A 19,957-nucleotide genomic window follows, 5' to 3' on the forward strand; every position below is an offset into this window, starting at 1 on the left:
TACCATGGGACCATTTTTATTAACTTTTATTTATTTTATTGCAGCGATTGTTGTGGTAGCAGTAGGATTAATTATATTTGAATTAATTACGACGAAATACAAAGATTGGGAACAGGTTGAGAACGGAAATACAGCAGTAGCACTTTCGATAGGTGGGAAAATCATTGGGATTTGCCTTATATTGGCGTTTGCTATTTACCATAGTGCAGACGTTATTGATACAGTTATTTGGGGAGCTTATGGTGTTGTTCTTCAACTGGTCGCCTATTATATTTTTGACTTTCTTACAAGGCGCTTCTCGGTGGAACAGAAGCTAAGTGATGGTGTTGTATCAGTCGGTGTACTCTCTATGTGTGTTTCAATTGGTTTAGGACTAGTGGTTGGTGCATCGATTACGTAAAAAAGAAATGAACAGCTGAAGGTGAAGGTCATGAGCAGGACGTTTAGTAAAAGCAGTCAGTTGTACTGGGCTTCAGGAATTGTATCAATCTGCGGTATTATATTTGAAGTGCTGTTTGGCGCACTAGGTTCTTACATACTAGGTGATGGGGTAAAACAATATACGTTAACCATCTCTCTATTTCTGACTGGAATGGGAATTGGCGCATCCCTAAGTGAAAAAGTTGTCAAAAACTTAATTACAAGATTTATTACCATTGAACTTCTTATTGGGTTTATAGGTGGATTTTCTAGTTTCATAGTGTTTGGAATTATGGCTGTTGCAGGAGAAGAAGCAACTGCAATCGTGCTTTATACAATCATTCTTATGATTGGTGGTTTAACGGGTCTAGAATTACCAATCTTGATTCGAAAAGCGAACGAAATTGGTGTGGAAATGAACAAAAGCACAGCTAGAGTGCTTTTTTCTGATTACGCTGGTGGCCTGGTAGGAGGTTTGTTATTTGCCTTTTTCCTCCGACCGGAATTCGGGTTAGTAAAATCAGCCTTTCTTGTCGCTATAGTAAACATACTCGTTGCACTTTGGATGGTTTATTCATTTAGGAAAGAGATGGTTTACCCTACCATTTATACTGCAGTTGCTTTTCTTTTATTTTTACTTATGATTGTCGGTGCTATTTTTGGTGAGGAAATGGCTTTCTCCTTTGAACAGCGCCTATATAACGATCCCATTATTTACTCTGAGGAAACCACTTATCAAAAAATCACCTTAACGAGGGAACAGGGAGACCTTAGACTCTATTTAAATGGACAGCTTCAGTTTAGTTCAAGTGATGAACATCGCTATCACGAAACATTAGTTCATATTCCGATGTCAACTGTGGAAAATGCGGAAAATATTCTATTGCTTGGAGGCGGAGATGGACTTGCCGTTCGAGAGCTTTTAAAATATGATAGCGTAAAATCAATCACGGTGGTGGATTTAGATCCCGCTATGGTAAAGCTCGCAAGCGAACACCACTTGTTAACGGAGTTAAACGAACATTCACTTGAGGATGAGCGGGTTCACATACGAAATGAAGATGCTTTTCAATATATTAAAAAGGACAGAAAAGCATTTGATGTCATCATTGCTGATCTTCCTGATCCAAATAATGAATCGTTAAACAAGCTGTATACGTGGGAGTTCTATTCGTTACTACGTAATCATTTGGAAGTGAATGGCGCGTTAATGGTCCAAGCAACTAGTCCGTTGTTTGCAAGAGAAGCGTATTGGACAATTGACCGAACGATCGCAGAGACTGGATTAATTACTTCGAATTTTCATGTTGATATTCCGAGTTTTGGCAACTGGGGATTTGTGATGGGGACGAGAGATCCGGTAGATCAAGAGAAGCTAACAATCTCTGTTCAAACAGAGTATCTATCCAGTGATATGATCCCATCTCTTACGGTATTTGGAAAAGATGAAAATCAACAGATGATGCGAGAAGGTAAGAGGGTTCGGTTTGAACCGAACACGCTTATTCAGCCTCATTTGATAGAAAAATACGAAAGGGCATGGTTGTATTATTAGTTTAGATCATTACTCAAAGGGAACTTACTAACTAGAGTCAATCCTTCTGTGTTGTTGTCATGAAGGTTGAAAATTCCAAACGTTAAAGGAGCGATAACGAATGAAAGTTACATTTCATGGTCATTCAGTTGTAGAGATTGTTACGGACAAAGCCAAGATTATAATTGATCCTTTTATTTCAGGTAATGGGCAATGCAAGCTAGATGCTAATGAAGTGACGTGCGACGTTATCTTACTTACACACGGACACAATGATCACGTCGGAGATACAGTCGATATTGCAAAACGAAATGACGCTTTAGTCGTAGCTCCATTTGAACTGGCTACATATCTTGAATTTAAAGGAGTCAATGCTCATCCAATGGCTATTGGCGGTGGTCATGAATTTGAGTTTGGTCATGTTAAGCTGACACAGGCATTCCACGGTTCGAGCTATACAGAGGAAGAAAATCAACAAATCATATACACCGGCATGCCGTCAGGAATTCTGTTTAGTGTCGAAGGCAAGACAATTTATCACGCTGGTGATACAGGACTTTTTTCAGATATGAAACTATTATCCGATAAGTCAATCGATCTCGCGTTGCTACCAATAGGAGATAATTTCACAATGGGACCAGAGGATGCGGCTATAGCAGCGAAATGGATCAATGCTGATGTAACAGTGCCAATTCATTATAATACGTTTCCACTTATTGAACAGGACGGTCAGGCATTTGTAGACAATCTTGAAGGGGAAGGTAAGGTTCTACAATCAGGCGAATCAATAGAATTATAATCCAACACAAAAACCGATGCACAGCATCGGTTTTTATGTGGGATAAACGTATTAAATCAGCTGTTTTAATCATACCCTTTTAGAAAGACAGTAAGGGGGAATTGGCGTGAAACAACGATTGTTTTTATCAGTGCTGTGTATTCTGTTTTTAATGTATGATGCGATTCCACGTTTTCAAATTGATTTAACACTTGAAGGTGCTTTTTTTAGTCTATGGCTTCTCTTTGCCGTAATGGCTCTTGGAGGGAATTTAGCTGGACTGTTTTTTGGGAAAAGAGAAATCAGACGCGTGCCAGCAGAGGATTTGCAAGTCGAATCACGAAAAAAACAATACAGTCGTTGAAGTTATAGGGCTGAGTTATGTATAATGAAGTCAATTCAAACACCACTATAACAGAAGTAGTTTATCTACTGATACAGATGTGAACGGAGAAAGTATGGTGAAAGAAATTGACAACGAAACATGAACAGATTCTCGAATACATCGAAACGTTAGAAGTCGGTAGTAAGATATCTGTGCGTCAAATTGCAAGAGAGCTGAAAGTGAGCGAAGGAACAGCCTATCGAGCGATTAAGGATGCCGAGAATAAAGGAACAGTTAGTACAATTGAACGCGTAGGGACAATTCGAATTACAAAAAAAGAAAAAGAAAACATTGAAAAGCTCACTTATGCTGAAGTGGTTAATGTTGTGGATGGACAAGTGCTTGGAGGGAGAAACGGACTACATAAAACCCTTCATAAGTTTGTTATCGGGGCAATGAAGCTAGAAGCAATGATGCGTTACGTAGATCCAGGAAGTTTACTGATTGTTGGTAATCGGGATAACGTGCACAAAATCGCCCTTGAAGCTGGTGCTGCCGTCCTCATTACAGGAGGGTTTGACGCTCAGGACGACGTGAAAAGAATGGCAGACGCCTATGATTTACCGATTATTTCAACCACCTACGATTCGTTTACGGTGGCAACAATGATCAATCGAGCGATATATGATCGATTGATTAAAAAAGAAATTGCTTTAGTCAGTGATATTTTAACGCCCCTAACGAAAACAAGCTTCCTCGTAACGACGGAAACCGTAGGTCGCTGGCATGAATTAAATGAAACAACGCTTCATAGTCGCTACCCGGTTGTTGATCCTAATATGAAAGTGCAGGGAATTGTTACCTCGAAAGACATTCTTGGGGAACGACATGAAACTCCAATATCAAAAGTGATGACAAAACATCCATTAACCGTAAATGAGCAAACATCGGTTGCTTCTGCTGCTCATACGATGATCTGGGAAGGGATTGAGATGTTACCGGTTCTCGACCAATACCAGCGTCTGATCGGGATTATTAGTAGACAAGACGTTTTAAAAGCGCTTCAAATGATTCAACAGCAGCCTCAAATCGGTGAAACGTTTGATGACCTGATTACAAGTCAAATTAAAGATGTCTCAACGAGTTCAGAAAGCCGCTACAGCTGTGAAATAACACCACAAATGACGAGTCTCCTTGGGACATTATCTTATGGGGTAGTGACAACCTTAGTGACCGAGGCGGGTAGCCGAGTATTAAAGAAGTACAAAAAAGGTGATTTAGTCGTCGAAAACATTACGCTTTACTTTATAAAACCTGTTCAAATCGACCATACCATAGAAATCGTTCCTAAAGTACTTGAAGTCTCACGTAAATTCGGTAAAGTCGATGTAGAAATCTATCATGAAGGATCAGTTGTTGGAAAAGCACTCATGATGGCTCAGCTTATTGATCGATGAAGAAAAACCGCCAGTAAAGTGGCGGTTTCACTATTCACAACGTGTTTAGTTTTGTTTCATCATATTTGCTTCTTCTATGGCAAAAGGAAGGTAATGACGGTATTTTTTGTACCCGACCACAACGTTTACAAGACCAAGTAAGATAAAGACAGCAGCGACAATAAACGTAACGGTTGATAACGAAACGGTAAGTGAATTGATGGCAAAGAAGATCAAAAAAAGCCCTAGCGCAATGCTTGCTTTTGAATGAAGCCATTGAGTTGTTGCCACACCATTATGGCGAACAGCTTTCACTCGATAAAATAAGTAGAAAACAATGGAAAAGACAATTAAAATAACAAAGATAGGCATGGCAGCTTTCCTCCATATTCAGGGTTCTTTTCTATTGTATAGAAGATAATACTGAAAATCTATGTCAGAACAATAACAATTGGGAATGCAGCCGAAAGGAGAAGCTTTATGAAAGAGAAAATATTAGATGCTATCGAACAATATGAAACGATCATAATCCATCGCCACGTTCGTCCAGACCCAGATGCGCTCGGATCGCAAGGTGGACTTGCTGAGCTTATTCGAACAACATTTCCTAGGAAAACCGTATTCACTGTCGGGGAAGAAGAGCCATCACTGACCTTTCTAAATCGAATGGACAAGATCTCGGACGAGACGTATGAAAACGCCCTTGTTATTGTCTGTGATACGGCTAATCAACCGCGTGTAAGTGATGAGCGCTATCGAAATGGCAAGCTTCTTATTAAAATTGATCACCACCCAAACGAAGATCCTTATGGTGATCTTCTATGGGTCGATACGTCTTCAAGTTCTGTAAGCGAAATGATTGTTGATTTGTATCTCACAGCAAAGGAAAGAGGATACGAGCTATCTAATAATGGCGCATTTCTTCTCTATGCAGGAATTGTAGGGGATACAGGACGTTTTATGTTTTCTAATACGACGCAACGTACATTTATGTATGCCGGGGAGCTTTTAAAGTTTGGTATCGATACGGGCTCCTTATATAAGGAATTATATAAGACAGAGCAGCACATCGCTCGTTTAAATGGCTATGTTCTGCAACATTTTGAAACATCAGACACAGGTGCAGGCTGGATGAAGATTACAAAAGAAACAGTCGCGTCATACGGAGTAACTGCTAGTGAAGCATCTCAACTTGTAAATACATTCTCAAATGTAGCCGGTTTGAAAGCCTGGGTATTCTTTATTGAAGAAGCAGACCAAATTCGCGTACGTCTTCGATCGAAAGGTCCAATTGTGAATCAGATTGCAGCTCAGTTCAATGGAGGGGGCCATCCGATGGCTGCAGGGGCTACCGTTTATTCTTGGGAAGAAGCGGATGAGGTTCTTGCTGAGCTAGAAAAAGTGTGCAGCGAATAAATTCCAAGCAAAAAGACCGGGATCTTCTCTAACAAGAGATTTCCGGTCTTCTTTGTTTACACTTGTTCCTGTGATTTAGGAATAAACCATGAACCAATGCTTGTCACGTCTTCGTGTACGTCGATGTTAAGTGATTGCAATTCCTTCTTAATCAGAGCAGTCATTTCGTGGGACTCTGCGTAAGCGGATCGTCCATTCATTAAATCAGCGATTTTTGACCTCGCGATTTGTTTGCGATCAATAACCATCGCGCCACCTCCAAGTTTTCTATACTTTTATCATATACTACCGTAGTGAAAATTGCGACTTGTCTGACAAAAGGTCACAAAATAGATCTATTTTCGCTACTGGACGAGCTTGATTGCAAGCTCTACCTCAACTGTCGTCCATAGTATAAATTGCTTCACTTCAAACCCATATTTCACGTCATCAATAAGTAAGGTTTTATTTTCTAGGGAGGAAATGATAAAGCTTCTTGTTCGGGATATCGCCCCAAGATCTTTGTTGAGAAGGTCATTTAATTCACTTTGAATTTCTTTTTTTAGCTCATGACGAGTTAAGGAATTAAGTGGCAATTCTTTATCTTTTTCAAAAGTAACGTCAATGTTTTTTACTAGAAGTGTTTTCTCGATCTCGGTATTAGTGGAATTTTCTTTGTCGTCGAGTAACGTTTGATTCTGCATCTTTAAATCAGCGATTTCGATCTTTTGCTCTTTAAGTGTCGTGATTTGCTTCTCGTACATAATGCCAAAGAGCATAAGAAAGAAGAGCCATCCAAAAATTACTCCTACCGAAAGACCAGCAAGAAATCGCTGCCAGCCTTTACGAGCATAAAGAGGAGGAACTCTCATAACGATGAGCGCTCCTGGGTTAGCCAGTTAATGATTTCCATGCCAGCTTGAGCCCCGCCTAGAGCACAAAAAATCCATAAAAATTGCCGCATGATTTCGTCTGGTGAACCGCTTAGAAAGCTCCTTTCCATATTATTTATTGTATCAAATGTCCCACCGATCGCTGCTGCGATCGCCCAGATTTTTAATCGCTGTGCCACAATAAATATCCAGTGTAGCGGAGGTTCGCCGGAGAGAAAGGCCCCGATCCCTCCAATAAGAGAACCCCCGACAATCACGCCAAAGGCTACAAAAAAAGCAATAATTAAGGTGACGAGCGTTACTCTCTCCATTTTGATTCCTTCTTTCGTATCAATTTCTTTAACGCTTGTATAGCTTTCTTTCGAAAAATCGTAGGAAATGCAGTGCCGTTCCAGAAATAGTGAACGCTTTTAGTACAGCCTATGCAAATAGGAGAGAATCTTATGCTTGATAATGTTTGTTTGAGAAGCTTGAAGTATCTATAATAGAAAGTAACAGCAAATTGAGAGTGGGATTATCTATGGAATTTGTGCATCTTCGTGTTTACAGTGAATACAGTCTTCTAGACAGTCCGAGTCATATTGAATCACTCGTTGAATCAGCAAAGCAAAAAGGGTATTCCTCGCTTGCTCTGACAGATAAAGGAACAATGTTTGGCACAATCCCTTTCTACAAAGCGTGTATAGCAAAAGGGATCAAACCAATTATTGGTCTCGATGTCCGCGTGGGAAACGACGTTTCTCCTCAAGCACGCCATCAGTTTGATAACCTTGTATTGCTTGCTGTAAATAAAGAAGGGTACGAAAATCTGCTGAAGATCAGTACACTTATGCAGTGTGCAACGGGAAATGTTTCTTACATCAAAAAGGAAGATTTATATGAGAACTCAAATGGTCTTATTGCACTTTCAGGAACCCTTTCTAGCAAAATTGGGCAGGCGCTCTTACACGGTGAAGAAACAACCGCATTTGAAATGGCGATGGAGTTTCACCGCGTTTTTAAGGAAGGATTTTACCTTGAAATGCAAGATCATTCGTTACGTGAAGAAAGGCAGCTCAACCTGTTGCTTTCAACATTTGCCAAAAAGGCAAATCTCCCATTAACAGTCACAAATGCTGCTCACTATATTAACAGTGAAGATGGAATAGCCCACGATTGTTTGAGGTGTATAGACACAGGGCAGCGATTTGATGACAAAGTCCATGTTGCTTTGCCTAACCATGAGTACTATTTAACATCACAAGACGAAATGGCGAATCGATTTAAGGGATATGAAGCAGCTCTTGCCAATACCTCTGAGATTGCCGCTAAATGCTCAGTGGAATTAAACTTTGATCAAACCCACTTACCTCGTTACCCGGTACCTGATGAGTTCAGTGCGTTTGAATATTTACAACAAATTTGTTTCGACAACTTACATGAGCGGTATCCGAATCAGGATGAGCGTTTGACAAAACGATTGAATTACGAACTTTCTATTATTAACGCCATGGGATTTAACGATTATTTTCTAATTGTCTGGGACTTTATGAAATATGCACATGATCATCAGATGATTACTGGACCCGGAAGAGGCTCTGCAGCAGGTTCTCTCGTTGCTTATTTATTGCATATCACAGATGTCGATCCTATTGAACATAACCTTCTATTTGAGAGATTCTTGAACCCTGAGCGTGTTACGATGCCTGATATCGATATTGATTTTCCTGACGTTAGAAGAGATGAAGTGATTGACTACGTTCATGACAAATATGGGCATGATCATGTCGCTCAAATCGTTACGTTCGGTACACTTGCAGCAAAGGCTGCCATACGTGATGTTGGACGAGTACTGGAGGTAGATAACAAGCTTCTGGATACCATGTCAAAAGCCATTCCATCAAGACCAGGCATGACGTTAAATCAGGCAAAAGCTGAGTCGAAAATGCTTAAGGATCTCATTACTTCTTCTGAAGAAGGGCAACGTGTTTTTGAAATCGCAAGTACAATTGAGGGGCTTCCACGTCATACATCTACCCATGCTGCTGGCGTTGTAATTTCGGCAGAGCCTCTCACACGTCATGTTCCTTTACTTGGCGGTCATCACATCAATCTAACCCAATTTCCAATGAATGATTTAGAGGAGATTGGTTTATTGAAAATGGATTTCCTTGGCCTTCGTAATTTAACATTGATTGAAGGGATCTTAAATGACATTGAAGGCGAAACAGGTGAGCGGCTTTCCCTTTCAACTATACCGATGGATGATCAAGCCTCCTTCTCTCTTCTTCAAAAAGCTGATACAACCGGTGTTTTTCAACTTGAATCTGAAGGGATGAGGCAAGTTCTTCGAAGATTAAAGCCGACTGAATTTGAAGATATTGTTGCTGTCAATGCCCTTTATCGCCCCGGCCCAATGGACAACATTCCTCTGTTCATTTCCGGGAAGCATAAAGAAAGGAAAATAGATTATCTTCATTCTGATCTTGAACCCATTTTAAAATCAACGTATGGGGTTATTGTTTATCAAGAACAAATTATGCAAATCGCTTCTAAATTAGCAGGTTTTTCTCTAGGAGAGGCTGATTTATTGAGAAGAGCGGTATCTAAAAAGAAGCGCGAAGTTCTTGAGTCGGAAAGAGAACACTTTGTGCAGGGATGCCTTGAAAATGGTTATGCGGAAGAAACAGCTCTTAAAGTGTATGAGTATATCGTTCGGTTTGCGGATTATGGCTTCAACCGAAGCCATGCTGTTGCTTATAGTGTTATTGCTTATCAGCTCGCCTATTTAAAAGCCAATTATTCGCGTTATTTCTTTTCAAGTCTTCTAAATTCAGCAATCGGAAATCAGGATCGACTGGCCATGTATTTAAGTGAAGCAAGACAAAAAGGTATGACGATTCAGACTCCTTCAATCAATCATAGTCAAGAAATGTTTACTGTGGAAAAAGATACCCTTCGATTTGGGCTTCTACCTATTAAAAATGTAGGGAAAAATGCGATTGAGGAGATCGTTCAAAAACGAACGAAACCATACAAAAGCCTATTTGATTTATGTGCTAGAGTTTCGCTGAAAGTGGTAAACAAACGCGCTCTTGAATCAATGATTTTCGCAGGGGCAATGGATGAATTTAATGTAAGTCGTTCTTCGATGCTCGCTTCACTAGAAGGCGCTATGAATTACGGATCCGAACAAAGTGGTCAGGAAGGTTTTTTCCAAGATGGAGAAACAGAACCAGCATACGAAACCGTGCCGCCGTTTGATGAAAAGGAAATGCTAGATTTTGAAAAAGAAGCGATTGGTTTTTACTTAACAGCTCATCCACTTGAACCTTATTTAGAAAAGTTAAACGGGTATGTAAGGAATGTCGCGAAAGATGCGATTACGGCTGAGGATCGTGCTCCACTTAGGTTGGCTGTGGAAGTACTAAAGGTTCGAAGTATTCGAACAAAGAAAGGTCAAATGATGGCTTTTCTTACGCTTGGTGATGAAACAGGTGAAATTGAAGGGGTGGCATTCCCTGATGTTTGGGAGAAAATGGAGAGTTTGTTGACCAAAGGAGAATTCTTGTATATTGATGGCGTCGGTCAAAAACGAAATGACCAAACGAATATCATAGTATCGAGAGTCATGAAGTTAGCAGATATTAAGCCTAAGAAACCAAAACAAACGTTATTTCTTAAAATAGAGCCACATCACGAAAGTATATTAAGTATAGTGAAGGAAGTGCTTCTTCAACATACGGGAAATACTGAGGTTGTGATTTATTATAGCAAAACAGAAAGAACGGTGAAATTAGGTGATGATTGGCTAGTAAACCCTGATTCTGACTGTGTTAACGCGTTGAAAAAACTTCTTGGTGAGCGCAACGTAGTGAAAAAGCCGTGATGAAAATCTTTACAGCAAATGGTGATTTGTTATAATGGTGAAAATAGAGTGGTCTGACCACTGCCCAAATGTTCTAGGGGAATTGTTAACATAGTCTAATGCTTCTGAAAAAAGGAGAGTGGAATGATTGTCCATTACAAGAGAAGAAGCTCTACATATTCACAGAGTGAGGCAAGGAAAGCTAGAATCCAAATCGAAAGTACCGGTTCGAAATGCGACAGATCTAAGTCTGGCTTATTCACCTGGAGTAGCAGAGCCATGTAAAGAAATTTATGATGATAAGAATAAAGTTTATGAATATACGATGAAAGGTAACATGGTGGCGGTTGTATCAGATGGTACTGCAGTACTTGGTCTTGGAAATATTGGACCTGAAGCTGCTCTTCCGGTTATGGAAGGTAAAGCTGTACTTTTCAAAAGTTTTGCCGGAGTTGATGCATTTCCAATTTGTTTAAACACAACAGATGTCGATCAAATTGTGCAAACTGTTAAGTTAATGGAACCTACTTTTGGTGGCATTAATCTTGAAGATATCGCAGCTCCAAATTGCTTTGTTATTGAAGAAAGATTGAAAAAGGAAACAAATATCCCAATCTTCCATGACGATCAACATGGCACAGCGATTGTAACAGTAGCCGGACTCGTTAATGCTCTGAAACTATCAGGCAAGAAGATGAGTGAAATTAAAGTTGTGATTAATGGAGCAGGAGCGGCTGGTATTGCTATTATTAAACTTTTGAATCGTTTTGGTGTAAAAGATATTATCATGTGCGATTCAAAAGGAGCGATTTACGAAGGTCGTTCTTATGGAATGAATGATGTAAAAGCGGAAGTAGCCAAATATACAAACCGTGATAAAGCGGAAGGTTCGCTAAAAGAAGTTATTGCGAATACAGATGTCTTTATTGGGGTTTCGGTTGAAGGTGCCCTTACGAAAGAAATGGTGGAGTCAATGAATGCGGATCCTACCATTTTTGCAATGGCAAACCCTAATCCTGAAATTATGCCTGACGATGCGAGAGAAGCAGGAGCCAGGGTAATCGGTACTGGCCGTTCTGATTTCCCTAATCAAATTAATAATGTACTTGCTTTCCCTGGTATTTTTAGAGGTGCTCTTGATGTTCGAGCTACTCATATTAATGAAGATATGAAAGTGGCGGCTGTACAAGCCATTGCAGAATTAGTTGCTGAGGAAGATCTCAATGCAGACTATGTGATTCCTGCGCCGTTTGATCCTCGTGTAGCACCAGCTGTTGCGGCTAGCGTCGCAAAAGCTGCAATGGAAACAGGCGTAGCTCGCATAAAGGTTGACCCTGAAGCTGTTAAAGAAAAGACGCGGTCTCTTGCGATCATTGAAGCAGATAACGAATAAGTGGGGAAGAGCTTGACTTTCTCACTTTTTTCTTGGAGTTTAGTGATGGAGAACAATGTAAATACTGTTCGAAAGCAACGCGCAAAAGAGATTTCGAGAATTCCGGGTTACGCTAACCTTCATATGCTTTTGCCAGGAAAGGGTGTTGATGTCGAATGACAACCCAGGGGAAAGTCTATCAGAATATTCTTCAGAAGATAAAGGCGATTATCTATAATGACGGTTTACAAACCGGTGATAAGCTCCCTTCGGAAAGGGAGCTTTCTGAGCGCTTAAATGCTGGAAGATCTTCTGTACGGGAAGCACTAAGATCAATGGAAATGCTTGGTCTTATTGAAACGCGTCGCGGAGAAGGAACCTTTATTGCTAATGCGAGAGATCATCGCCTTGTTGAAGTGATAGCCTCTTTTATTTTAAAAGATACGAAGTCGAAAGAGGATTTGTTAGAAACAAGGAAGTTAATTGAAAAAGATATTTTACGTGTAGCTTGTGAACGAATATCAGACGAATATATTTTTCGTTTAAGAACTATGATGGAACATAAGGACAACTCCTCAGATCGAGATATTTTATCGACTGAGTTTGATACAGCATTCTTCCGAGTCATTGTTTCATCCTCTGGTAATCATTTGCTTATGCGCTTATGGGCAGAGCTTGCAGATTACCATCAAACGATTTGGCATCAGTTGACGTTTCGCCCCACTCATTATTATGAAGCGATGATTGATGCGCTTGCTTCTCGAAACCAGGAAGCGGCGATTAATCTTTTAGATCAGTATGAAATAAAAAAAACGGAAGAATAGCCATTAGGAGAAGTGAAAGGGATGGTCAACTTTGTTAAAAGATTTATTCAACAAGAAGAAGAAGTATGCGACGGTTCCCTCAGATAAAATAAAACAGGATGTCCCTGAAGGTATTATGACAAAGTGCCCGGGATGTAAAAGTATTATTTATACGAAAGAACTTGAAAAATCGCATAAGGTTTGTGTGAAGTGTGGCTACCACCACCAGATGTCGGCGCCGGAACGTTTAAAAGATACACTAGATCAAGGTTCATTTAGAGAACTGGATGCTGAGATGATTTCAGAAAATCCGCTCTCCTTCCCTGATTATGTTGAGCGACTTGAGAAGGACCAAAAGAAATCTTCTTTGAATGAAGCAGTGGTAACAGGTGAAGGAACAATTGACGGTTACCGAACTGCCATAGCTGTTATGGATGCTCGTTTTCGAATGGGAAGCATGGGTTCTGTTGTAGGGGAGAAAATCACGAGAGCAATTGAGCATGCACATAAAGAAAAAATTCCCTTTATTATTTTTACTGCCTCCGGTGGCGCTCGGATGCAAGAAGGCGTGTTAAGTTTAATGCAAATGGCGAAATCCAGCGTAGCGCTTAAACGCTTTAGCGATGATGGTGGTTTGTTTATTTCTATTATGACGCACCCTACAACTGGTGGAGTGTCAGCGAGCTTTGCTTCTGTAGGTGACTTTAATTTCGCTGAGCCTAAGGCTTTGATTGGTTTTGCTGGTCGAAGAATTATTGAACAAACCATTCGTGAAGATCTTCCAGAAGATTTTCAAACGGCAGAATTTCTTCTTCATCATGGTCAGCTGGATCGCGTTATTCATCGGGCGGATATGAAGAAGACACTTAGTCAGGTATTAATGATTCATGGAAATAGAGGTGGAGAATAATGGGACAAAGGCTTGATTTTGAGCGTCCGCTTCAAGAATTAGAAGATAAAATCACTGAACTCCATGCTTTTATGGAAGAAAAAAATGTTGACCTTTCTGATGAAGTTTCGCGACTTCAAAAAAGACTTTCCAAAATGGAAGGTGAAATCTACGAGAATTTAACAGCGTGGAACCGTGTTCAATTAGCAAGACACCCTGAGAGACCAACGACCTCAGATTATATCGACCGTATTTTTGAAGATTTTCTAGAATTGCACGGCGACCGTCTTTTTGGAGACGATGAAGCTATTGTAGGTGGAATTGCTACGTTTGAAGGGCAACCTGTAACGGTTATTGGTCACCAGCGTGGTAAGGATACAAAAGAGAATCTTAGAAGAAACTTTGGGATGCCGCACCCAGAGGGCTACCGAAAAGCGCTTCGCTTAATGAAGCAAGCAGAAAAGTTTCAGCGACCGGTCATCTTTCTGCTAGATACGAAAGGGGCATTTCCTGGTAAAGCTGCTGAAGAACGTGGACAGAGTGAAGCCATTGCAAGAAACCTCATCGAAATGGCTGGGTTAACCGTTCCAATTATTTGTATTGTTATTGGTGAAGGTGCAAGTGGAGGAGCTCTTGCGATTGGTGTAGGGAATCATGTTCATATGCTTGAGAATTCATGGTATTCTGTGATCTCCCCAGAGGGAGCTGCAGCTCTTTTATGGAAGGATTCAAGTCTTGCGCAACAAGCCGCAGATACAATGAAGATTACAGCTCCAGATTTGAAAGAATTAAATGTGATTGATGAGATTATACCAGAAGTAAGAGGTGGAGCTCATCGTAATGTGGAGGAACAGTCAAAAGCGATCCAAACTGCACTTGTTAAATCTCTTGAAGAACTGACACAACTTACCAAAGAAGAACTAGTTAATCACCGCTATGAAAAATACAGAAATATCGGACAATATGGGTTTGTAACCGATACCATTGGCTTAAAATAAGGAAAGTGCTTTCTCAATATAGAGAAAGCACTTTTTTGCGAGATACCTTAGCTATTGTATTAAGAGGCTGTATTTGATATTTTAATAACACAAAGAACTAATGAGGTGAACAGTTATGAAACGTATTGGTGTACTTACCAGCGGAGGAGACTCACCAGGAATGAACGCAGCTATTCGTGCTGTCGTTCGAAAAGCAATTTACCATGATATTGAAGTTTATGGGATCTACCACGGGTATACCGGGTTGATTAATGGAAATATAGAAAAAATGGAAATCGGCTCTGTTGCGGATATCATTCATCGTGGTGGAACGATGCTTTACTCTGCACGTTGTCCAGAGTTCAAAACACTTGAAGGTCAATTGAAAGGTGTAGAGAACTTAAAGAAATTTGGGATTGAAGGACTTGTCGTTATTGGCGGAGACGGTTCTTACCGAGGAGCTCAGAAATTGACCGGTCACGGATTTCCTACAATTGGAATTCCTGGAACGATTGATAATGATATTCCTGGTACAGATTTCACGATCGGCTTTGACACAGCGTTGAATACTGTTATTCAAGCTATTGATAAAATTCGTGATACGGCGACTTCTCATGAGCGTACATATGTGATTGAAGTTATGGGGCGTGACGCTGGAGATATCGCTTTATGGTCTGGACTGGCTGATGGAGCTGAATCCATTCTTATCCCTGAAGAAAAATTCGAAATGTCGGATATCTTAAGCCGTCTAAAGCGTGGCCATGATCGAGGAAAACGTCACAGCATTATTGTTGTTGCTGAAGGTGTAGGAAGCGGCGTTGAAATTGGAAAGCAAATTCAAGAAGAGATGAATATGGAAACGCGTGTAACCGTCCTTGGTCACGTTCAACGTGGCGGCTCGCCTACTGCATCCGACCGCGTTCTAGCAAGTCGACTTGGAGCACGGGCCGTGGAACTTCTTCTTGAAGGAGCGGAAGGCAGAACTGTCGGCATTCAGAATAACCAAATTGTTGATTTGGATATTAACGAAGCACTCGCTCTTCCACATGAAGTGAATCAGAAGATGTGTCAACTTGCAAAAGAATTATCGATTTAACAAGATGATATTCGGTTCACCCCTTCTTATGTAAGGGGTGTATCGTAATGTCTGAAAAAATTACATAACAATTTTGTTATGAAGAAAACTAATTGAAGCATAGCTTTTAGGAGGAGACAGACCCATGCGCAAAACTAAGATTGTCTGTACGATTGGACCAGCAAGTGAAAATGAACAAACGCTAGAGAAATTGATTAATGCAGGAATGAACGTTGCTCGTTTGAATTTCTCACACGGTGATTTCGAGGAACACGGTAATCGTATTAAATCGATCCGTTCAGTAGCTGAGAAGTTAGGGAAAAACGTTGCCATTCTTTTAGATACAAAAGGCCCTGAAATCCGTACGAATAATATGGAAAATGGCGGCATTGACCTTGAAGCAGGCCAACAGCTAATCGTTTCGATGGAAGAAGTTCTTGGTACAACAGAAAAAATCTCTGTCACATATCCAGAACTCGTTAACGATGTGCACGTCGGTTCTAAAATTCTTCTTGATGATGGTTTAATTGAGCTTGAGGTAAAACAAATTGAGAAGAACGAACTTTATACAGAAGTATTAAATAACGGTACTTTGAAGAATAAAAAAGGTGTTAACGTACCTAACGTAAGTGTTAACCTTCCTGGTATTACAGATAAGGACGCTGCGGATATTGAATTCGGTATTGAACAGGGTGTAGACTTTATTGCTGCATCATTCGTTCGTCGTGTATCCGATGTGCTGGATATTCGTAAACTTCTTGAAAAACATAAAGCAACTGATATCCAAATCATCCCAAAAATTGAAAACCGTGAAGGTGTCGATAATATTGATTCCATCCTTGAAATTTCAGATGGTTTAATGGTTGCTCGTGGTGACCTTGGTGTTGAAATTCCTGCTGAAGAAGTGCCTTTAGTACAAAAGCAGCTTATTAAGAAATGTAATGCTCTTGGTAAACCAGTTATCACAGCAACGCAAATGCTTGATTCCATGCAGCGTAACCCTCGTCCAACACGTGCGGAAGCAAGTGACGTTGCCAATGCGATTCTTGATGGAACAGACGCGATTATGCTTTCAGGCGAAACGGCTGCGGGATCTTATCCAGTAGAAGCTGTTCAAACGATGCACAACATTGCGTCTTATACTGAAAAATCATTGAACTTCCGTGAGCTTCTTTCTGTAAGAAGTAAAGAAACGGAAACTAATACAACTAATGCAATCAGTGAGTCGGTTGCGCACACAGCTTATAACTTAAATGTACCGGCTATTATTACAGCAACAGAAAGTGGCCATACGGCTCGCATGATCTCCAAATACCGTCCGAAAGCACCAATTGTTGCTGTGACAAACACAGCTAGCGTATGCCGTAAGCTCGCGCTTGTGTGGGGCGTTCACGCACAAGAAGGACATAAAGTATCAACTACGGATGAAATGTTAGAAGTAGCGGTAGACGCTTCGATCCAATCTGGTATTGTGAATCACGGAGATACTGTTGTCATCACAGCTGGCGTGCCGGTTGGAGAATCTGGTACAACGAACTTGATGAAAGTCCATGTGATTGGTGATATTCTTGCAAAAGCACAGGGGATTGGTAAAACGTCTACTTCAGGACGCATCGCTATCGCTAAAACAGCTGAAGAAGCGATCCAAAAAGCAGACGCTAATACAATTCTTGTAACAATTGGTTCAGATAAAGATATGGTTCCTGCTCTTGAAAAAGCAGCTGGGCTTATCACTGAAGAAGGCGGACTTACTTGTCATGCTGCGGTTGTTGGGCTAAGCCTTGGTCTTCCGGTAGTTGTTGGACTAGAGAATGCAACTCAGCTATTTGAAGAAGGTCAGCAAGTAACTCTTGATGCAACAACAGGAATTATTTACAACGGAAAAGCAAGCATTTTATAAGCGGATTTTAAAGTTCTTAAAAGGCTGTCGAAAAAATCGACAGCCTTTTGTTCGTTTTTTTGTAAGTGATCAACGGTAGTAATTAAGTTATGAAAGCAATTGAGTTCGAAAATGATCTTAAATCGCGTATAATAAGGTGTAACGGGACAATTTCCCGATTATGTTTGAGGGAGCTATGTCATGTTTCGTATTTTGTTGCTTTTTATTATTATCGTTCCTGCTCTAGAGATCGCTCTGTTACTTCTATCAGGAAGAACGCTTGGACTTATTCCGACGGTATTATTGATTATTGGTACAGGAATCCTTGGGGCGTGGCTTGCGCGTAAAGAAGGGGCAGAAACGATCCAGAAGGTTAACAGACAGATGCAGACTGGTCAAATGCCCGGAGATGCTATACTGGACGGTCTATGTATACTAGTAGGTGGAATCGTTCTACTGACGCCGGGATTTATCACAGATGCGGTAGGATTTTTACTTCTCATCCCGGCAACTAGAAAACCTTTCAAAAGATGGATCAAAAAATTCCTTGAACGTCGAATAAATAATGGTCAGTTTATGTTTATTAGAAGGTAAAGAACCGTTATAAATAAGACCTTAGAATTTTTAAAGAGAAATTATTAAAGAGCTTGGATATATATCCAAGCTCCTTTTATTTTTGGGGACGTAAATCATCGCATGGTATTGAAGGTTCTGAGGAAAAGTAGAGAAACAATTGACCTATCAATTAAGTGAGGTTATCTAATTGACATTCAGAAAAACATCTAGTATATTATTTGATGAGTCAACGATTGACCCATCAAACAATTGAAGGAGGAGGATGCGTTGAAGAATTCTTGCTCAGAAGAAGAGAAGATTTTATTTCAGTTAAATGAAATATACAAGCAAATGAGCCCTAAATTTGAAAGATGCACCGGTATTAGTCAGTCGCGCTTAGAACTCCTGCATAAATTATTTGAGGTTGATGAAATTAGCCAAACAGCTTTGCAGAAAGAAGTGAATATTGACAGTGCTGCTGTCACTAGACATTTAAAGCAGCTTGAATTAAAAGAAATGGTTACTCGCCGTAAGAACCCGGACGATAACCGTTTTACCTTTGTGAAATTAACAGATGAAGGTAGAGAGAAGATTGCTTCTTTTCGAAGTGAGAAAGAAGAGTTCATTCGAAAAGTACTAAAAGATTTTAGTGAGCAGGAACAAACTAAATTATCGAATATGCTTCATCGTATTCAGAATAATATAGAAGAAATTCAATACTAACAAGAATTGACATAAGGAGATTTAACCATGAATGCAACGAAAATAAATGACTTTAACGAAATTATTACTGGACGTCGCTCCATTCGTCATTATGATGCATCAGTGAAAATTACTAGAGAAGAGATGACGGAAATTCTGACGGAAGCTACGCTTGCACCATCTTCAGTTAACCTTCAACCATGGCGTTTTGTGGTTATTGATAGTGAAGAGGGCAAAGCAACATTAGCACCACTTGCGAAATTTAACCAATCACAAGTTGAAACATCTGCAGCTGTTATTGCGGTATTTGTTGATATGAACAGTCTGGACTATGCAGATGAAATTTACGATACTGCCGTACAAAAAGGATATATGCCTGCAGAAGTGAGAGATCAGCAGCTTCCAGCGATTAAAGGGTTGTTAAAGGACATGTCAACTGAGCAGTTTAGAGAAATGAACATCATTGATGCTGGATTGGTTTCCATGCAGTTGATGTTAGCGGCTAGAGCACATGGTTATGATACCAACCCAATTGGTGGATATGAGAAAGCTCAAATTGCTGAAGCCTACGGTATGGATAAAGAGCGATACTACCCAGTTATGTTAATTTCAATTGGTAAAGCAGCAAATGAAGGATATAAATCCGTGCGTTTACCTGTTGAATCGATTACTGATTGGAAATAAAAAGTAATAAAATGAAAAGAGGAATAAACGATGATTATCATCCATGCAGAATTACAAATTAACCCGGCTAAAGAAGAAGAATTTCTTAAAGAAGTGACAACTTTAATTGAAGCGGCTAGAAACGAAGAAGGCAACATTTCCTACACACTGACAAAAGAAATTGAAAAAGAGAACACGTATAAAATGATTGAAGCATATAAAGATATGCCTTCGGTTGAAGCACACAATCAAAGTGCTCATTTCCAAACTTTTGTTGGGAAAGCACCAGAATATCTAACTGCGCCATTAGAAGTAAAGGTTTATGACGCTACCGAAATACAAAAATAATTTATTATTTAAATAAAAAAGGGGAGTAACGTGCGAAATAGACGTTACTCTCCTTTTTTGCACTGC

21 protein-coding genes are annotated in these 19,957 nt (G+C 40.1%); 17 read left to right on the forward strand and 4 right to left on the reverse strand.

Going from position 1 to position 19,957, the window contains the following annotated elements:
- The first annotated feature begins 4 nt into the window (after window positions 1–4).
- The 5 genes from LC090_RS06230 to LC090_RS06250 all read left to right on the forward strand — a co-directional run bounded on the left by LC090_RS06230 (window position 5) and on the right by LC090_RS06250 (window position 4,514).
- Complete coding sequence (locus tag LC090_RS06230) at window positions 5–400, forward strand: DUF350 domain-containing protein (RefSeq protein ID WP_226656329.1); 396 nt, start codon at window positions 5–7, stop codon at window positions 398–400.
- A 30-nt stretch (window positions 401–430) separates the two neighbouring features.
- Window positions 431–1,975 carry a polyamine aminopropyltransferase gene (locus LC090_RS06235; protein WP_226656331.1) on the forward strand — a complete coding sequence of 515 codons (1,545 nt, stop codon included), beginning with the start codon at window positions 431–433 and terminating at the stop codon, window positions 1,973–1,975.
- A gap of 100 nt (window positions 1,976–2,075) precedes the next feature.
- Window positions 2,076–2,753, forward strand: coding sequence for a metal-dependent hydrolase (locus tag LC090_RS06240; RefSeq protein WP_226656333.1), 678 nt, complete (start codon window positions 2,076–2,078; stop codon window positions 2,751–2,753).
- 106 nt (window positions 2,754–2,859) lie between these two features.
- Window positions 2,860–3,096: a hypothetical protein gene (locus LC090_RS06245; protein ID WP_226656336.1), complete on the forward strand. Its 237-nt coding sequence runs from the start codon at window positions 2,860–2,862 to the stop codon at window positions 3,094–3,096.
- Between the two features lie 107 nt (window positions 3,097–3,203).
- Window positions 3,204–4,514: a DRTGG domain-containing protein gene (locus tag LC090_RS06250; protein ID WP_226656338.1), complete on the forward strand. Its 1,311-nt coding sequence runs from the start codon at window positions 3,204–3,206 to the stop codon at window positions 4,512–4,514.
- Window positions 4,515–4,559: 45 nt separating this feature from the next.
- On the opposite strand, the gene LC090_RS06255 is transcribed toward LC090_RS06250, so the two are convergent.
- The gene (locus tag LC090_RS06255) at window positions 4,560–4,865 is read right to left on the reverse strand and encodes a YtpI family protein (RefSeq protein ID WP_226656340.1); all 306 of its coding nucleotides are present in this window, start codon (window positions 4,863–4,865) and stop codon (window positions 4,560–4,562) included.
- A gap of 108 nt (window positions 4,866–4,973) precedes the next feature.
- On the opposite strand from LC090_RS06255, the gene LC090_RS06260 reads away from it, so the two are divergent.
- Window positions 4,974–5,909, forward strand: coding sequence for a DHH family phosphoesterase (locus tag LC090_RS06260; protein WP_226656342.1), 936 nt, complete (start codon window positions 4,974–4,976; stop codon window positions 5,907–5,909).
- A 56-nt stretch (window positions 5,910–5,965) separates the two neighbouring features.
- Here the strand turns inward: LC090_RS06260 and LC090_RS06265 are convergent, their stop codons facing one another.
- The 3 genes from LC090_RS06265 to LC090_RS06275 form a co-directional block, all read right to left on the reverse strand.
- Window positions 5,966–6,157, reverse strand: coding sequence for a hypothetical protein (locus tag LC090_RS06265; RefSeq protein WP_224593161.1), 192 nt, complete (start codon window positions 6,155–6,157; stop codon window positions 5,966–5,968).
- A gap of 96 nt (window positions 6,158–6,253) precedes the next feature.
- Window positions 6,254–6,760, reverse strand: a complete 507-nt coding sequence (gene ytrI, locus LC090_RS06270; protein ID WP_226656344.1) for a sporulation membrane protein YtrI — start codon at window positions 6,758–6,760, stop codon at window positions 6,254–6,256.
- On the reverse strand, window positions 6,757–7,092 hold the full coding sequence (locus LC090_RS06275) for a YtrH family sporulation protein (protein WP_226656346.1): 336 nt from the start codon (window positions 7,090–7,092) through the stop codon (window positions 6,757–6,759). The genes ytrI and LC090_RS06275 overlap by 4 nt, the downstream gene beginning before the upstream one ends.
- Before the next feature lie 209 nt (window positions 7,093–7,301).
- Between LC090_RS06275 and LC090_RS06280 the strand changes: the two genes are divergently transcribed.
- The 11 genes from LC090_RS06280 (at window position 7,302) to LC090_RS06330 (ending at window position 19,891) form a co-directional block, all read left to right on the forward strand.
- Entirely contained in the window at window positions 7,302–10,649 is a 3,348-nt protein-coding gene (locus tag LC090_RS06280; RefSeq protein WP_226656348.1) for a DNA polymerase III subunit alpha, read from the forward strand.
- Window positions 10,650–10,782: 133 nt separating this feature from the next.
- Window positions 10,783–12,021, forward strand: a complete 1,239-nt coding sequence (locus LC090_RS06285) for an NAD(P)-dependent malic enzyme (protein WP_425590633.1) — start codon at window positions 10,783–10,785, stop codon at window positions 12,019–12,021.
- Between the two features lie 155 nt (window positions 12,022–12,176).
- On the forward strand, window positions 12,177–12,824 hold the full coding sequence (locus LC090_RS06290) for a FadR/GntR family transcriptional regulator (protein WP_226656353.1): 648 nt from the start codon (window positions 12,177–12,179) through the stop codon (window positions 12,822–12,824).
- Window positions 12,825–12,855: 31 nt separating this feature from the next.
- Complete coding sequence (gene accD / locus LC090_RS06295; protein WP_226656355.1) at window positions 12,856–13,713, forward strand: acetyl-CoA carboxylase, carboxyltransferase subunit beta; 858 nt, start codon at window positions 12,856–12,858, stop codon at window positions 13,711–13,713.
- Complete coding sequence (accA, locus tag LC090_RS06300; protein ID WP_226656357.1) at window positions 13,713–14,690, forward strand: acetyl-CoA carboxylase carboxyl transferase subunit alpha; 978 nt, start codon at window positions 13,713–13,715, stop codon at window positions 14,688–14,690. Before accD ends, accA begins: the two co-directional genes overlap by 1 nt.
- 115 nt (window positions 14,691–14,805) lie before the next feature.
- Complete coding sequence (gene pfkA, locus LC090_RS06305) at window positions 14,806–15,765, forward strand: 6-phosphofructokinase (RefSeq protein ID WP_226656359.1); 960 nt, start codon at window positions 14,806–14,808, stop codon at window positions 15,763–15,765.
- Window positions 15,766–15,889: 124 nt separating this feature from the next.
- Window positions 15,890–17,644, forward strand: coding sequence for a pyruvate kinase (gene pyk / locus LC090_RS06310; RefSeq protein WP_226656361.1), 1,755 nt, complete (start codon window positions 15,890–15,892; stop codon window positions 17,642–17,644).
- A gap of 180 nt (window positions 17,645–17,824) precedes the next feature.
- Window positions 17,825–18,217, forward strand: coding sequence for an FxsA family protein (locus LC090_RS06315; protein ID WP_226656363.1), 393 nt, complete (start codon window positions 17,825–17,827; stop codon window positions 18,215–18,217).
- 249 nt (window positions 18,218–18,466) lie between these two features.
- Complete coding sequence (locus LC090_RS06320) at window positions 18,467–18,901, forward strand: MarR family winged helix-turn-helix transcriptional regulator (RefSeq protein WP_226656365.1); 435 nt, start codon at window positions 18,467–18,469, stop codon at window positions 18,899–18,901.
- Window positions 18,902–18,928: 27 nt separating this feature from the next.
- Window positions 18,929–19,564 carry a nitroreductase family protein gene (locus LC090_RS06325; RefSeq protein ID WP_226656367.1) on the forward strand — a complete coding sequence of 212 codons (636 nt, stop codon included), beginning with the start codon at window positions 18,929–18,931 and terminating at the stop codon, window positions 19,562–19,564.
- Window positions 19,565–19,594: 30 nt separating this feature from the next.
- Window positions 19,595–19,891 carry a putative quinol monooxygenase gene (locus LC090_RS06330; RefSeq protein ID WP_226656369.1) on the forward strand — a complete coding sequence of 99 codons (297 nt, stop codon included), beginning with the start codon at window positions 19,595–19,597 and terminating at the stop codon, window positions 19,889–19,891.
- Window positions 19,892–19,957: the final 66 nt, after the last annotated feature.

Origin of the sequence: Guptibacillus hwajinpoensis, from assembly GCF_020524165.1 — a bacterium.
GTDB classification, from domain to species: domain Bacteria; phylum Bacillota; class Bacilli; order Bacillales; family Guptibacillaceae; genus Guptibacillus; species Guptibacillus hwajinpoensis_D.